The 14,447-nt window shown below is 56.6% G+C and carries 12 protein-coding genes and 2 tRNA genes; 5 read left to right on the forward strand and 9 right to left on the reverse strand.

Going from position 1 to position 14,447, the window contains the following annotated elements:
* Window positions 1-17: 17 nt before the first annotated feature.
* Window positions 18-206 carry a hypothetical protein gene (locus tag J0L72_10920; protein ID MBN8691281.1) on the reverse strand — a complete coding sequence of 63 codons (189 nt, stop codon included), beginning with the start codon at window positions 204-206 and terminating at the stop codon, window positions 18-20.
* 178 nt (window positions 207-384) lie between these two features.
* Between J0L72_10920 and J0L72_10925 the strand changes: the two genes are divergently transcribed.
* Window positions 385-1,416, forward strand: a complete 1,032-nt coding sequence (locus tag J0L72_10925) for a PEP-CTERM sorting domain-containing protein (GenBank protein ID MBN8691282.1) — start codon at window positions 385-387, stop codon at window positions 1,414-1,416.
* 97 nt (window positions 1,417-1,513) lie between these two features.
* Here J0L72_10925 and J0L72_10930 read toward each other — a convergent pair.
* A tRNA-Ser gene (locus J0L72_10930) sits at window positions 1,514-1,605 on the reverse strand.
* A gap of 55 nt (window positions 1,606-1,660) precedes the next feature.
* Complete coding sequence (locus tag J0L72_10935; protein ID MBN8691283.1) at window positions 1,661-2,542, reverse strand: NAD+ synthase; 882 nt, start codon at window positions 2,540-2,542, stop codon at window positions 1,661-1,663.
* Window positions 2,543-2,658: 116 nt separating this feature from the next.
* On the opposite strand from J0L72_10935, the gene J0L72_10940 reads away from it, so the two are divergent.
* The 4 genes from J0L72_10940 (at window position 2,659) to J0L72_10955 (ending at window position 5,885) form a co-directional block, all read left to right on the forward strand.
* Complete coding sequence (locus J0L72_10940; GenBank protein ID MBN8691284.1) at window positions 2,659-2,853, forward strand: hypothetical protein; 195 nt, start codon at window positions 2,659-2,661, stop codon at window positions 2,851-2,853.
* A gap of 78 nt (window positions 2,854-2,931) precedes the next feature.
* Window positions 2,932-5,151, forward strand: coding sequence for a penicillin acylase family protein (locus tag J0L72_10945; GenBank protein ID MBN8691285.1), 2,220 nt, complete (start codon window positions 2,932-2,934; stop codon window positions 5,149-5,151).
* A 25-nt stretch (window positions 5,152-5,176) separates the two neighbouring features.
* Window positions 5,177-5,626, forward strand: a complete 450-nt coding sequence (locus tag J0L72_10950) for a hypothetical protein (GenBank protein MBN8691286.1) — start codon at window positions 5,177-5,179, stop codon at window positions 5,624-5,626.
* A gap of 182 nt (window positions 5,627-5,808) precedes the next feature.
* Window positions 5,809-5,885 (forward strand) — tRNA-Glu (locus J0L72_10955).
* A 95-nt stretch (window positions 5,886-5,980) separates the two neighbouring features.
* Here J0L72_10955 and J0L72_10960 read toward each other — a convergent pair.
* From J0L72_10960 to J0L72_10985, 6 genes are all read right to left on the reverse strand, one after another.
* Window positions 5,981-6,361, reverse strand: a complete 381-nt coding sequence (locus J0L72_10960; protein ID MBN8691287.1) for a cupredoxin domain-containing protein — start codon at window positions 6,359-6,361, stop codon at window positions 5,981-5,983.
* On the reverse strand, window positions 6,358-9,846 hold the full coding sequence (locus J0L72_10965; protein MBN8691288.1) for an efflux RND transporter permease subunit: 3,489 nt from the start codon (window positions 9,844-9,846) through the stop codon (window positions 6,358-6,360). The genes J0L72_10960 and J0L72_10965 overlap by 4 nt, the downstream gene beginning before the upstream one ends.
* A complete protein-coding gene (locus J0L72_10970) occupies window positions 9,804-12,161 on the reverse strand; it encodes an efflux RND transporter periplasmic adaptor subunit (GenBank protein ID MBN8691289.1) in 2,358 nt (785 codons plus the stop codon). The genes J0L72_10965 and J0L72_10970 overlap by 43 nt, the downstream gene beginning before the upstream one ends.
* On the reverse strand, window positions 12,158-13,435 hold the full coding sequence (locus J0L72_10975) for a TolC family protein (GenBank protein MBN8691290.1): 1,278 nt from the start codon (window positions 13,433-13,435) through the stop codon (window positions 12,158-12,160). Before J0L72_10975 ends, J0L72_10970 begins: the two co-directional genes overlap by 4 nt.
* Window positions 13,432-13,749 (reverse strand): hypothetical protein, encoded by a 318-nt coding sequence (locus tag J0L72_10980; GenBank protein ID MBN8691291.1) that lies wholly within the window; start codon window positions 13,747-13,749, stop codon window positions 13,432-13,434. Before J0L72_10980 ends, J0L72_10975 begins: the two co-directional genes overlap by 4 nt.
* Window positions 13,750-13,967: 218 nt before the next feature.
* Window positions 13,968-14,405 (reverse strand): hypothetical protein, encoded by a 438-nt coding sequence (locus J0L72_10985; protein ID MBN8691292.1) that lies wholly within the window; start codon window positions 14,403-14,405, stop codon window positions 13,968-13,970.
* Between the last annotated feature and the right edge of the window lie 42 nt (window positions 14,406-14,447).

Raw genomic sequence — 14,447 nt, forward strand, 5'->3', positions numbered from 1 at the left:
ACGGATTTAACCCGTTTTTAGATGCTTCGCTTTTCTGGGCGGATCAGTTCTCGCACCAGTCCGATGCCGGCGATCACTGCAACCATCATCAACAGCCCTGTTCGAATGTCCACCGTCGTCCCAACCACGCCGAACGCCGATTCAGCCTTGGCAGAAGCGCAGAACGAAACGAGGACGATGAATGGGAGAACAGGAGATTTTTTCATTGCAGTGAGGTCTATGGGTGCAAATCCCGTGCCAATCTCCGTTCTGGTCCGGAGTTTGTGGTGAATGCCCCGGAAGTGTCATATACTGAAGGGGATGGGCTTGGCGTTGAGGACGAGATTTCTGGTAGTGGCGGGTGCGGTTGCACTCTGCTCCCGGTCTCATGCATTGACTTGGTCTATGCGTGAGGTGATTGCTCCAGGCGAGTCGCAACTCGTGTTTAGTGGCATTAACAACGCCGGACAGATTTCTGCGGAGGGCTGGGACACTAAGAACCTCTACCGAATCAATACTAACGGGCAGATCGAGACTGCTCCGCAAACACTTCACCAGCACACGAATTTCACGTCAGGTGGCATTAATGAGGCTGGCGATGTGGTTGTGTATGGAAATCCGCTTCAAGGATCTGGCCGTACTAAGGTCGGATATTGGACTCCAGGCGTGGGCATGACAGATCTCATGGTTCAAGACAATGGTCAAAACTATTGGTTTGAGTCATTCGCCATGAACAATGCCCACACTGCTGTGGGTTGGGCAGAGTACATGGGTGCTGGTGGCTCAGGGGGCTCTGGGAATGCCATTTACTACTCACCGAATAGTAGTGCTTTGCTCGTTCCTGGGTATTGGGATGGTTACAACCTTGCCAGGGACATTGATGAGGCAGGAAACATCGTAGGCTGTGTCAATCTTGACCCGATTCTTTGGCGTGCCAATGGAACCTATGTGGACCTCACACAACCCAGCAGTTATGGTTCGGCAACAGCCATCAATTCAAGTGGACTGATCAGTGGAACACTGAACGATATCAACGGCAAACACTTAGCGATCTGGAATATATCAGGTCAACTGCTGCACAAGATCTACATTGGTGACCGAGTCAATAATCCCAACCCGTTGACAGAGAGTACCTACATGAATGAAAACGGTGATGTTGTGGTCACTGTGCTCAAGAATGGTGCATTGCGTCACTGTTTTTGGTCGGAGTCTACGGGGCTCCTAGACATCACCACGTTGTTCACCAACACAAGCGGTGGGCGGCTGAACATTATGGGGATCAACAACCGCAGGGAGATGATTGCAACCGGTTACTTTGGAAACGTCTACAAGCAAAACCTACTCCTCACTCCGGTGCCGGAGCCATCTGAAATGATCGTTCTCGGAGTTGGGTTGGTGGGCGTCGTTCTCCGGCGACGCAAGAGAAAAGCAGTCTGATTAAGATCCAACATTCACGCCGTGACGACGCAACCCGTTGATTCGGCGTGGACCGTTCGGCCCGGGCAAAAGCCACTTCTGGTGAACAAAGAAAAGCTGGCGGAGCGGGAGGGATTCGAACCCTCGATACGATTAGAGCCGTATACGCGATTTCCAATCGCGCTCCTTCGACCACTCGGACACCACTCCTGACGCCGGACTTCATTGTGACCGATTCGGGCCGATTTTTTCACGGGCATCGTCGCTACCGATAGTCCACGGGCCGCAGATAGTACTCTCCGATCGCCGTGTCGCTCACCATCGCCACGGTCGGAAGTCGCCGCTTCCAATGCGTTCCGTCGAGCCGCTTTTCGACCAAATTGAGCGAGTGTTCGAGCACCCCCATCGCGAGCAACCGTTCCCGCGTGAACCCCCGGATGATCAGGTTCAAAATCGAATCGGCTTCTTCGTATTTGAGCCCAAAGTCTCCCTCGTCGGTCTGACCTTTGATCAAGTCGGCGGTGGGTGGTTTGTCCACGATTGGGGCTGGCACTCCAAGCTCGCGAGCCAATGGCCAAACTTGCGACTTGAACAGATCGCCAAGCGGGTTGATCGGCGGGGCATCGTCCGCGTGCCAAGTGTAATAGCCGAATAAGCGCTCGGTCTTGTTCCCTGTTCCGAGCGGGAGCCCGCCGACCTTCATCGCCTGATCGAAGAGAATGGTCATGCGGCACCGCGCGCAGATGTTGCCGATGCGTTGTCCCGACATCTCTGGATCGGCGAGCAATCGGTACCCGTCCACCATCGCCGTGATCTCGATGGTCTCGCAGTTGATGCCGGTATCGTTGACCACCAATTCGGCATGGGTCAGGCTTTCGGGGGAACTGATCGCATAGGGCAACCGGATGGCATAGACGTTCTTTGGGCCGAACGCTTCCGCCGCCAAATAGGCGACGACCGCCGAATCCACTCCGCCAGAAAGCCCGAGCACGACTTTGCTGATTCCGCGCTGCCGAATGACTTCATCCTTTAGAAAGGCGACCAGCCAATCGCGCAACAATTTGTTGTTCAGTTGCAGTACCGAGGGGTCCAGGAGGTTGCGGCGCTCAGATCGGCAGATCGGGATCACAACCCAATTTTCCCCCATAATAGGTCTTTGGAACCAAGCAATTGTAGGACTTTGGACGCAATTCGTACATCCGGTGTATGCTACAAGAACATAAACGCGCCGAAACTACTCATAAGAGCGTTAGGAAATCTAGAATGGACAACCTGTTGAAAATTGTCGTGATCGGTTTTCTCGGGATCATTGGAGCAATGGTCGCCATCCAGTTGGTCAAAGGACTGATTGGACTACTGATGCCACTCCTCGTGATTGGTGCCGCCGGGTACGTCGTGTACCGATTGGTCAAGCCAAAGTCTTCGCTGGGTGGACGCGGCGGCGGATACCTTCCCTAACCCACTTCTGTTCTAAGTCAGGCAAACCGGCTTCCTAGTGCTCACTAGGGAGCCGTTCTTTTTTGGTAATGTTGACGTATGGTTCTGACGCTGCTCTCGGCATTAGTTTTGGCGGGCCCAACCGGCATCTCGCGCGATGAATACGGAGTTCCCACCGCGTACGGCGATACCGTCGAGGACGCGTACTTTCAGGCGGGTCGCGCGGTCGCGCAAGACCGGCTCTGGCAAATGGAAATGAGCCGCCGAATCGCTCGCGGGCAGATGTCCGAGGTGTTCGGGCCCGATTCTCTGGCTAGCGACCGCGACGCTTTGCGAATGGCGTACACCGAAAAAGAATATCAAGAGCAAATCAAGAAGCTTCCGAAGGACATTCAACAGGGTTTCCAAGCCTACGCCGATGGGATCAACGCTTCCATCTCTGAGCGGACAAAGGCGGGCACGTTGCCCGGGGGTTACGCTCAAAATTCGTTCAGCCCGAGAACTTGGACCGCGATCGACAGCATGGCGATTTCGGTTCGATTGCTGCGCCTCTTCGGGACCGGTGGCGCGGGCGAAATCCGAAACCTCGCCTTGCTCAAGTATTTGCAAGGCAAGCTGAAGGGCGATCAAGCGCTGGATGTTGTAGACGATCTGGCCTGGTTCAACGAGCCTTCTGCTCCCACCACGCTCGCCGATGCCGACGACAAGCAAGCGAGCAACCACTTGGTTTTCGAAGCTCCGACCCGAGCCGTCACCCTGGCGCATTTGGCTTCCCTCCCCCAAAGTTCCCTACTTGAACTAGCGGGTGCGGTCCGGATGGCCAGCAGCGACGATCAAAAGCTCCTGGCGCAAGACCATCAAGTCTTCTATAGAACGGGGTCTTATGCGGCTCTGGTCGCGCCGAAACGAGCGACAGACGGCAGCACGATTTTGATGAATGGCCCGCAGATGGGGCACTCGATTCCGAGTGTGGTCCACGAAATGACGATCCGCAGCGGCAATACCGAAGTCACTGGAATGGACGTGCCTGGAATCCCTGGCGTGCTGATCGGCTCGACCAGTGAGATCGCGTGGGGATTCACGAGCGGAGTGGCCGATATCGCCGATATCTTTGTCACCCCGCTTCAAGAAGGCGACGCCCAAAAATACGTCGTGGACGGCGCAGCTAAGCCGGTCCAACAGATCAAATTCAAGATCAACGTCAAGGGGCAGAATCCGGTCGAATTCGTGCAGGAACGCACCCAATACGGCCCGGTCATTCTCCGGTCGAATTCGGGCAAATGCCTTTATTCGCAGCGCAGCACTCAATGGATGCGCGAGTACGAATCGATGATCTTCATCAACCGACTGGCCTCCATGAGCACCCCGATCGGAGCATACGAAATCAGCAAGCGACACACTTCCAGCTTTAACTTTTTCTTTGCGACCAAGTCTGGTCAAATTGGTTGGCGGTATTGCGGGTTGGTGCCGTTGCGGTCGCCGAACGTGGATCCTCGCTTCCCGATCTTGGCGAGCAAGAAGAACGACTGGCTGGGCATGATCCCCGAAGACAAGATGCCGGCACAGTTGAACCCGCGCGAAGGGCTGATCACCAACTGGAACAACAAGCCTGTGAGCTGGTGGCCGAACTGGGACACGCCAGCATGGGGCAAGTTCTTCCACGTGACCGAGTTGAACGCCGCTCTCAGCAAGCGCGACCTCAGCAAGGCGGACATCAAAAACGCGGTCAGCACGATCGCCAAGCGCGAAGACGGCTATTCACCAGATTTCATCGCCCTGCTGGAAAAGGGAATCAAAGGTAAGTCGTTGACGAATGATCAAAAACGGATGGCCGATATGATCCTGAGTTACACGGGCGATCTGGAGCCAGGCAGCCCGAAACCTGTGGCGATGGCGAAATACATGGAAGCGTTGCGAAACGTGATGGTTCTGCCGGTCACGGGCAACTTCATGAGCCAATCCACGTTCAACACGGTGACCCAGCCCTCATTCTTGATCCAGGCGATCAGTGGCAAGTCCAAGTTCGATTTCCTAAAGGGTGCCACGCCAGAACAAATGGCCTACAACGCCCTTGTAAATTTGACCGAAGCCAACCCTGATCCTTCGGGTTGGAGCTACGTTCCTGGATCGATCCGCGTTACTGATCAGCCTTCGATTCCGTTCATCAATCGCGGAACATACATTCAGATTGTCAGCTATAAAGACGGCCGCCGCACCATGGAAACAGTGCTGAATCCAGGTGTGTCCGAAGCCGGTCCGTTTAGCCAGAACCAAGTGCCGCTAGCGCGAGAATTTGGCTACAAATCGGTTCCTCGATGATCGGGTCAAGTATAGTGTGGGGCAGATGAAGAAATTTTCACTTGGTTGTTTTGCGATTGCTGCGCTTGCTGTGGTGGGATGCCAAAAGTCCGACCCGATCGTGGGTAAATGGGTTCTGGACGGCAAATCCGCCAATCCGATGATCACCGCTCAGTCGATGACCTTCAACGCGGACGGTACGTTCAGCACGAGCTCGACGATCGGCGGCACAGACAATCGATCGATGACCAGCAATGACAAGGGAAAATGGTCATGGGATGCTGACAAGAAGCTGAAGTTGAATTACGAGGACATCGTGTTCGAATTCAAGGGATTGGACGAAAAGACCAAATCCATGATCGAAACCCAGATGAAATCTGGTAAAGCCGCAATCATCAAAGAGATGAACGGCAAGGGCCCGTTGGAAGTCAAATTCGAAGGCGAAGGGATGTCGATCATCGATCCATCCGGCACGATGAAGTTCAAGCGCGGCTAAACTCGGCTCGGTTCAGATTGAATGTGGCAGGTGGATTTCCACTTGCCACATTTTCGTTTTCTTTGTTCTGCCACGATTCCGGCTGCGCTGACGCTGGATTTTGATCTGTACTTCCCTTCCCGCCTCTCCGGTCATTTGGTTTTAGCGGGTTTTGTCGCGCGGGGTAAACTCTATCTTCGCGTGCTCCCGTCGTCTAGCGGTTCAGGACATCGCCCTCTCACGGCGAAGATCGCGGGTTCGAATCCCGTCGGGAGTACCAGCACGCTCTAGGTTCAAAACGCGATTTTCCGTAGGTTCAAAATTGGAACAAACCTGACGGGATTCGAACTTCGGCGTCCCCGCTGACTCGGATCCTCAGTCCGGAGACGACTGTTTCACCACTACTTTCCCCCGGTACATGTTCATGGGGCACGCGAATGCGATTTCGCCAGTCTTTGCCGGAGTGAACTTAAAGGTAACAGACTGGCCCTGTTTGACGGATTGCTTCATCTTCAAGCTCTTGAACTCAATGGTTGAGCCGCAGCCGATCTTTGCGCCACCTTTGAAGGTGATGGCGACGGGCACACCCTTTTTGACGGAGATCACAGAAGGGGAGTATTTGCCGTTTGCGACCATGACGGTCACGGATTGAACACCTTTGACCGTCTTCGCAGAAACGGTCGCCGCGTCATGTTGAAACGCGAGGGCGGGGCTCATCAAAGCGGCAACGGCGAGGAGAGATGTACTGTTTTTCATGGGTTTTCTTCCTTACGAGGTTCGTGGTCCTGAGGGACGGAGGAATGGAGCGGGTCATGCTCGGTAACGGGCCAAGACCACTCCCGGTTGAGGAAGGTCCTGTTCACCCAGACGACAAAGTCGTCCACATAAGTGTGCATGATCGGGATGTCGAAGAGGGACAGAATCGTGCCAACGATAAGCCCGCCGATGACCGCTGTCGCCAGGGGCTGATAGGCGTCCAGTCCAGTTTTCGGCGCGAGGGCGACAGGGAGCATGACAAGAAGCGTGATGCCTGCCGTCATCAGAATCGGGCGAAGCCGGTCGGGGCACGCAGTCCGAATTGCCTCATCCCGTGGAACACCTTGGTCGCGGTATTTCATGATCAGGTCGATCAGGAGGACCGCGGTTGTGATGTCCATGCCAGTCAGAACGATGATCCCGAGAATTGACACCGTTGAGAACGACTGATGGGCGATGAAGAGCGCGACGAAGACACCCGCCAGCTCAAGAGGGAGCGAGGCAATCATCTGCAGCGGTTGCAGGAACCCTCTGAACTGAACCACCAGGACGAGATACATCATTGCGATGGAGAGCCCCAGCCCCTGTATCAGGCGTCGGAAACTATCCATCATCTGGGTCATGTCGCCGCGCATTTCCATGCCGTAGCCTGGAGGAAAGTTGACAGGCTCGATCCCGAGCTTCTTGTTTCCCCCATAGGCATTTGCGACGAGGTTCATCACCACGTCCATGCTCGGAAGACTCCCGATTCGGTAGTAACCCGTAACGCCAATGACCCGCCGCAGGCCATCGTGCTCGATGACCGTCGGAGCCACCTTGGGGACGATCTCCGCGACGGACTTCAGCGGGATTTGCCTGCCGTCTGAAGTCGAAATATAGATCGACTCCAAATCCTGCTGGGTGGCGCTTGTAGCCTTATCGTAGCGGACAAGGATGGTGTCTTGACGGATGTTCGGCAAGCGGTAGTACTCGCTCGTCAAGCCGCCCCGCATCGCATAGTAAGCTTGCTGGGCGATCTGGTCGGGACTGAGACCCACCTCCTGTGCCTTTTGAAGATTCACCTCGATACGGTAATCGGGAACCCCCATGGCCCAGGTGCGCGAGGGCTGAAACAGTTCGGGCATTTTCTCGGCTACTGCTTGAACCTGAGTGCCCAGCTTATCCAGAACCGCCATGTCTTGACCGTAGATGTTCACATGGATTGGTGCCGCGGAAGTAGCCATCACGTCGGACCCCATTTCCTTGATCTGGAACCTGCGAACCCCTGGAACGGTCTGAAGCGTTTCCTTTTGGATCGCGTCAATGACTTTGAAGATGTCGTTCTTGCGCCGGTCCTTGTCGCTGAACGTGAGCATAAACGCGGCTCCGTTCACAGCGGGCATCTGATAGCCCGTGAAGAACGGCGACCACGTTTCGAACATGGACTCGGCCCCAAGCTCAATGCTTGCTTTCTCCACTTCAGGATGCTTCCTGATAATGTCCTCGATCTGCTTTACCGCTCGCTCCGTACCCGCATAGGATGTCCCCGGGTTCATTTCCAGAAACCCTGAAGCTTGTCCCGTATCTGCGAGCGGCATCATTTCAGAGCCGAGGAAGTAATAGAAGGTGAAGCCGAGGATGAGAGTCGCAAGGACGCGGGTGAAGTTGGCGAACCGATGTTCAAGCAGCCACGAAATCAGCCTTCCGTACCCCTTTTCCATTCGGACAAGCCCACGTTGGAACGGATCGACCAACCGGTAGAGCAGGCCCAGAACAGGATGTTTACGCTCCTCGTCTCGGACATCCTCGGGCCGAAGTAACTTGGCGCAGAGCAGTGCGGTCAACGTAAATGAAACCAACATCGAGGCGAGCAAACCGAAGATGAGCGGCCACACGAGCTCCACAAACATGAGTCCCACGATGCCTCCCGAGAAGATCAAGGGAAGGAGGGCGAGGACGATCATCAAAGTCGAGGCGATGACGGCGAGTCGCACCTCAGCGATGCCGTCGATGGTTGCTTGCTTGGGCGTTTTGCCCATACGAAGGTGTCGCTCAACGGCGTGGATGTCGATGATCGAATCATCGACCAGTCGGCCAATGCTCAAGAGAAGCCCAATGAGGGTTCCGCTATTGAACGTCATGCCAAACGGGACCATGAACAGCACGGCAATAGCCAGCGAGGTCGGAAGGGTGACCATGGCGATAAGTGTCCCGCGCCACTCGCCCAGGAAGAGGACGAGAGCGATTGCGGTCAGCATGATGGCAACAGCGAGCTCATGCCAGACGTTCTCGAACAAGATATCGACGAAGTGGGCGTTGTCATAGGCCGTCTCAAACTTCAGGCCGGGGTTTTCCGATTCGAGCTGTTTGACCACTCGCATGATGGCGGGGACAACTTGTGCGGAACTGGCTCCGGGGTTCTGAATAACGCTGACTTCGATGGCGTCCTTAGACTCACCGGTCGTGTTATCCAAATACCTGTATCCAGACCGCTTCTCCCAGTGGGAGTCTTCCACCCTGGCAACGTCGCGCACATAAATGACCTTGGGGGTGTTCGGTGCTGGAGCCGCTCGGGGGGCTGGTGCGCTGCCGGAATCGGCCCCGCCCCCCATAGCCATCCCGCCTCCAGCTGGGGTTGCGGCCCTCGGCTGAATCCCGACGGTCGAGATCGGGTAATCCAGCACATCTTGGGCGCTTGCCGCGCGGGTATCGACGCGCACGATGCCCTCGCGCTCGCCGCTGGTGACCGTGCCCCCAGAGGCACTGACATTGGCCCGATCGATGGCGTTGCGTACGTCCAGGATGGAAAGTCCGTAAGAAGCCAGCTTATCTCTGTCCACCACGACCTGGAGCTGTCGCCGGTATCCACCGAAGGGCACGACCGCATAGACGTCCTGGACGGTCTTGAGGCGTTGAACCACCGTGTTGTCGGCGTACTCTCGGACTTTCGCCATGTCCCAACCCAGCGTGGGATCGCCCCTCGCAGAAAGGGTCAGCACGGGCAGATTGAGCGGGTCTATGGGAATGACCCACGATGGCTTGAGGTTCGCGCCCGTAGACGGTAAGGTGGACTGCACGACATTCATGAGTGCCTGAATGTCGGTCTGAGCCCTCTGCATATCCGTGCCATAAGGAAACTCCAGCGAGACAATGCTAAAGCCGTCCTGGGAGGTCGATCTAATGTAGTGCACACCCTTGACGTTGATGAGCTGCTCCTCAATGGGTTTTGAGATGTAAAGCTCCATCTCCTGCGCCGAGAGACCAGGCATCATGGTGACGACACCGACCATGGGGCTCTCTACGTAAGGCGCAAAGCGGCGCGGCATGTTCGAGATGGCGAGCCACGCAAGAGCCAGCACGGCCACATAGAACGCGATCACCGCATAGGCATGCTCGATGGACCACTTATGGATCAGGTGGAGGGCATTGGGTTTGTGACCGTTCTCGGTGGAGTCCGACTTGCTCACTTGACCACCGCCTGACCTATGAACATGTCCATCGGGCACGCAAACTTGATCTTTGTCCCGGCCTTCTGGGCAGGAATGTCGACCGTCACGGGCTTGTTCAGCACGGTCTCGGCTCTGAGTCCCAATTCGGGAAACTCCACGATGTCAGCGCACGTTTCTGCAACTCGACGCACAAAGACGAGTTTGGTCGGCCTACCTGCTGGAAGCTGCACTGTTTCGGGCGAGTAACCAGCTTCAGTGATCTCAATAGTCACCATGTCGTCGCTAGTCTTCACAGGCTCACTTGAGACTTGGACTTGCATGCCTTCCGTTAATCCAAACGGTGCCACGACGATCCGCTCTCCCTGCTTGAGCCCGGTTTTGACCGCGGCCTTGCCATGCGCCCATCCAAGGATTTCGACTTGCCGCAAAGTGGCGGAGAGTTTGCCGGGCGAGTCTGCCGCAACAACCCAAACCTTGCTCACCGTCTGACCGTTATGGGACTCGGTCACAACGGCGTCAGCAGGAATGACCAGGGCCGATGCAATCGAACCGACCGAAATTTCCAGGGAGACGAATTGCCCAGGACTAAACTGACGATTCTCGTTCGAGTAGACAGCTTCAACAACCCCCATTCGAGAGGACGGGTCCACCGATGGGGACACGCTGGTCACACTCATTACCAGGACTTGATCGTCCTGGCCGGCCCCACGCACCTGAACTTGGTCGCCAACCTTAATCCTGGCAAGGTCTTGTTGGGAAACGTTTGCTTGAATGCGCACCGGTGAAACTTGTGCGACCTTCAGCACCGCCTGACCCGGAGCTACCACGACGCCCGGAGCGACCAACCGTTGGGTGACCACGCCATCGACATCTGCTCTCAGCTCAGAATAGCCTCTTTGCGTCGCCATGCCCCTCAGACTTGCGCTTGCCTCGGAGACAGCAGCCCGCGACTGACCGATTTTGGCTCGCGCGGATTGGACGCCCGATTGTGCGGTCTTGACCTGCGCAAGCTTGGCCCTATGGTTTGCTTCAGCCTTGGAAACCCGCGCATTGGCGGCAGAGACGTCCGCTTCGGCCCGGGTCAGTTCACTCTTTGCCCCGGATGCCATGGAACTTGCCTTGGAAAGCCTCTCCTTGGCCGAGGCGAATGCCGAGGCCGCCCTTTGGGACGCCGCGACGGCCTGTTGCCATTCATCTTTAGAAATGGCTCCTTTAGCATGGAGCAGGCGCATTCGTTCAAGTTCTTGGCTCTGATAGGTTTGGTCCGCGGTTGCCGCATCCAGCTCCGCGTGTGCGCCCCTCATTTCTGCGTTTGCGGCATCGACTGCCGCCGACGATGAACTCCTGGACGCCCTCGCCGCGTCAAGCATTGAGCGTGCTTCGGAGACTTCCGTCTCCGCCATTGTGGCTTCAGCCCTCGACTGCTCCACCATATTCAGTGCTTGCTGAAACTCAGCGTCCGCCACGCCGACCCCCTGGCTCGCGTTGTTCACTCCCGCCGCCTTTTCGGCGATCATCGGGTCGATCTGGCTCGTGTCGAGCCTGGCCAGAAGCTGACCCCGTTTCACCATGTCGCCGACGTACACGGGCATGGCCACGATTTTTCCGCCAACCCTTGGGACAACGTCCTGCTCGACGAAACCTGAAACCTGGCCAGAATAGGTGACCGTCGCTGCAAAGGGCTCGGACTTTACCTCAGCGACCGCAACTGGCAGGGCTCCTTCCGGTGCGGGAGTGTTCATTTCCATCACCTGGGCCTCAAGTGGCGTCATCGCTCCTTCTCGGCGGAGATTTCGAACCGCCCACATGCCTCCGGCAAGGGCAAGCGCAAGCAACGCGAGCGACATCCAAACGGACTTGCTCATAAGGCCGTGCATACTGAGTTTCTGCCCGGTCTTCCGCATCCGCCAGATGACCAGGGCAACAGCGGTGCCCACCGCAAGAACAATCAGCCACGTTGAGCCGGAACCCGACGCACTGTCAGAAGACTGGCCCGTAGCAAGTTGAAAGATTGCCTGACCGCTCCCGGACGCGGCACTAATAGAGACCGTGACGTCGTACTGTCCAGCCATCGAGAAGACTGCCGGTACGCTGTAAGTGCCCGGTTCAGAACCGGCTGATGCAACTTCCTCTCGTTCGCCCATATTCATGCCAGGCATCTTGGCGAGGACCTTGATGGTAGCACCTGAAACTGGTTTTCCCTGCGAATCGGAAACCTTGAGACCGACTTTTGCCTTCCCTACGGGAACGATCAGGGGATCGGTGGTCAGCGAAATGCGGAACGGTCCTGCCATTCCCTCAAGAGCGAAACCCAAAGTCGCGAGGACAAGGAGCAGCATGACGATCAGCGTTCTCAGACTTTTGGTTTTCATATGTCTCCTCCCGTGGAGCGCGAAAGTCGGGCTAGGGCTGTCAGCACATCAAGCCGAGCTTTCGCCACGTCGGTTCGAGCCTGCGTAAGCAGCGACAGCCCGTCCAATTGCTCCAAAAGGATCGCCTTGCCCGCGTCCACTCGGAGTGCGATGATCTCATACGCGCTGGAGGCAGCTTCTGCGGCCGCTACCGCGGAACTAAGGTTTGCGGCTGCGGTTTCGTAGTCGAGCAGTGATTGTCTCACTTCCTTTTCGACCTGAAGTTTGGTAGCCGCGAGTTCGGCCTCGGCCTTGGCTCTCATCGACTTTGCTTGATCGATCCCGGAACGGATACGCCCCCCGTCGAAGAGTGGAACACTCACGGATAGCCCAAAGGTCACTCCGCCCATATCTCGGCGGTTCGTTGCGTCCGCCATGCCAGTCGCGTAGAGTCTTGGCTTGGCCAGCGCTTTTGCGGCCCGTAGTTCAGCCTCGGAAGCCTTGCTCCGGGCTGAAGCAGCTGCGACTGCGCCGCGGCTCGCCATAGCCGCGCTCACCAGATCCCCCACCGATAGGGTCTTCGTCTCGGGTTCCGAGACATTGTCGAGGTCGATCTCGGCGTCGAGCTTGCCCCCCATGAGTTGTAAGAGCTCAAGGTACGCCTTCTTTTCGGCGTTCGACGCGGTCTTAAGGTCACGCTCTGCACGCCTCATCTCGGCCTGCACGCGCAGGACCGACGCTTCGATCGTCTTGCCAGCTTCAAACCTGGCCTTTGTCGTATTCAGCATTTCGGCAAGCGCGTCGTAGTTAGCTTGTGCGGCGACAACTTCCTCGTGCATCGCTCTCACTTCAAAGTAGGCTTGACGAACAGAGGCTACCAACTCAGCCTCGGCTTCTTGGTAGTCCCCAGCTGCCGCCCGAGACTGCCACTTGGCCGAAGCGGCCATGGCTCTCACATCGTCTGCGAGAATGGGCAGCATCAGCATGAGATTCACATCGCTGAACTGACCGGGAGGCACAAGCATCGATACCGCTGGCTCGGACTTTGGCACGGAGCCAAGGATGGATGTGTTGTTCCCTGTCGAAGCGAAGCCATTGATGGAGACTTGGGGACCGCCCATTGCTTTCGCCCCCCTTTCATTCGCTTGCGCTCCCAAAAATTCAGCCCGCGCACTCTTCAGGACAGGACTGTTCGCTTTCGCGAACGATAGGGCGTCCTGAAGGTTCATCCTCCCGGATTGACCCATTGCGCCACTCGCCGAGAGGGCGAACACCAACAAACACATCGTTTTCATCGCACCACCTTCTTCGCCTGTTCAGCGTCAAGGACTCTTAGAGCTCTGCCCCATGCGGCCTCCCGGGCAGCTTCGTATTGCCGAGACAGGTCTGAATACGAGCCAAGTTGTTCTTGAACTTGGTCGAGCCTGCCTTGGCGCGGCTGATAGCCACCCATTGCCTCCGTGAGTCCTGCTTTCACTATCTCCCAATCGCGGCTCAGAACGACCAACTTCTCCCGCTGATTCGCGCTGAGGGACAAGTTTGGCTGCCTCAGCAGGTCACCGGGAACCGGTTTGTGGAGCGGTTTTGTCGGCGACGGAAGATGGGACACTTTTTTCTTCTGCGCTGGAGTTGTCCAGGAACTGTAGCCGACAACAGCCAATGCTCCAAGAATCGAGACGATTGTGCCTGGCCCGAACAGCCTGGCTTTGCTATGGCATCCGCACCGAGCTGAGCCGCAGCTGCCTTTATGTTTGATTGAGAAAATGGTTCTTACCTCGCAATGTCGATCAGGGTCGCACGAAAGGACGCGCGACGTAATGTCGAAACCTAGCGAGGGGGAGGCGCACGAAGGCCGTTAGCCCCAATATCGGGTGGGCGAATCCGTGGGACGACTAGATACGTTGGTCGTCGCGGCAAGACCTTGGAGCCCGCCGATGGCACGGTCACGCCATTTGGCAACGCGGCGACTGGAGCGTCAGTGACAGTCAGGGCCGAACATTTGTCGGTCTCGGGAGTTTGGGCCGCAGAGACCTGGCAATTAGACGCCTTCGAGGTCACCGTGTCCGAGTTCTTGTCCGAAGAGGTCTTCTCGCCTTGACAGCACGTGCAGTTCTTCTCCCCCGTGACCGGGCACGTTGCTGCGGATTCGACGCTTTTCGATGTTGGCGTATTCGGTCGTTCGGGGCAGAGGCACACAACCGAGCCGAAGCTCATCTGGGAGATGAACACCATGGTCGCCAACAGGATATGAGCGAAGAGCCTCATGCTTACCGATTCGCGCACGGATATGATGCGCCTATACAGATT

The organism is Armatimonadota bacterium (assembly GCA_017303935.1).
In the GTDB taxonomy this organism is placed as follows: Bacteria; Armatimonadota; Fimbriimonadia; order Fimbriimonadales; family Fimbriimonadaceae; genus JAFLBD01.

Coding starts and splice junctions, on each gene's coding strand:
- J0L72_10945 (MBN8691285.1), top strand. CDS start 2,932: ATGGTTCTGACGCTGCTCTCGGCATTAGTTTTGGCGGGCCCAACCGGC.
- J0L72_10985 (MBN8691292.1), bottom strand. CDS start 14,405: ATGAGGCTCTTCGCTCATATCCTGTTGGCGACCATGGTGTTCATCTCC.
- J0L72_10970 (MBN8691289.1), bottom strand. CDS start 12,161: ATGAAAACCAAAAGTCTGAGAACGCTGATCGTCATGCTGCTCCTTGTC.
- J0L72_10935 (MBN8691283.1), bottom strand. CDS start 2,542: ATGGGGGAAAATTGGGTTGTGATCCCGATCTGCCGATCTGAGCGCCGC.
- J0L72_10925 (MBN8691282.1), top strand. CDS start 385: ATGCGTGAGGTGATTGCTCCAGGCGAGTCGCAACTCGTGTTTAGTGGC.
- J0L72_10975 (MBN8691290.1), bottom strand. CDS start 13,435: ATGAAAACGATGTGTTTGTTGGTGTTCGCCCTCTCGGCGAGTGGCGCA.
- J0L72_10940 (MBN8691284.1), top strand. CDS start 2,659: ATGGACAACCTGTTGAAAATTGTCGTGATCGGTTTTCTCGGGATCATT.
- J0L72_10960 (MBN8691287.1), bottom strand. CDS start 6,361: ATGAAAAACAGTACATCTCTCCTCGCCGTTGCCGCTTTGATGAGCCCC.
- J0L72_10950 (MBN8691286.1), top strand. CDS start 5,177: ATGAAGAAATTTTCACTTGGTTGTTTTGCGATTGCTGCGCTTGCTGTG.
- J0L72_10920 (MBN8691281.1), bottom strand. CDS start 206: ATGAAAAAATCTCCTGTTCTCCCATTCATCGTCCTCGTTTCGTTCTGC.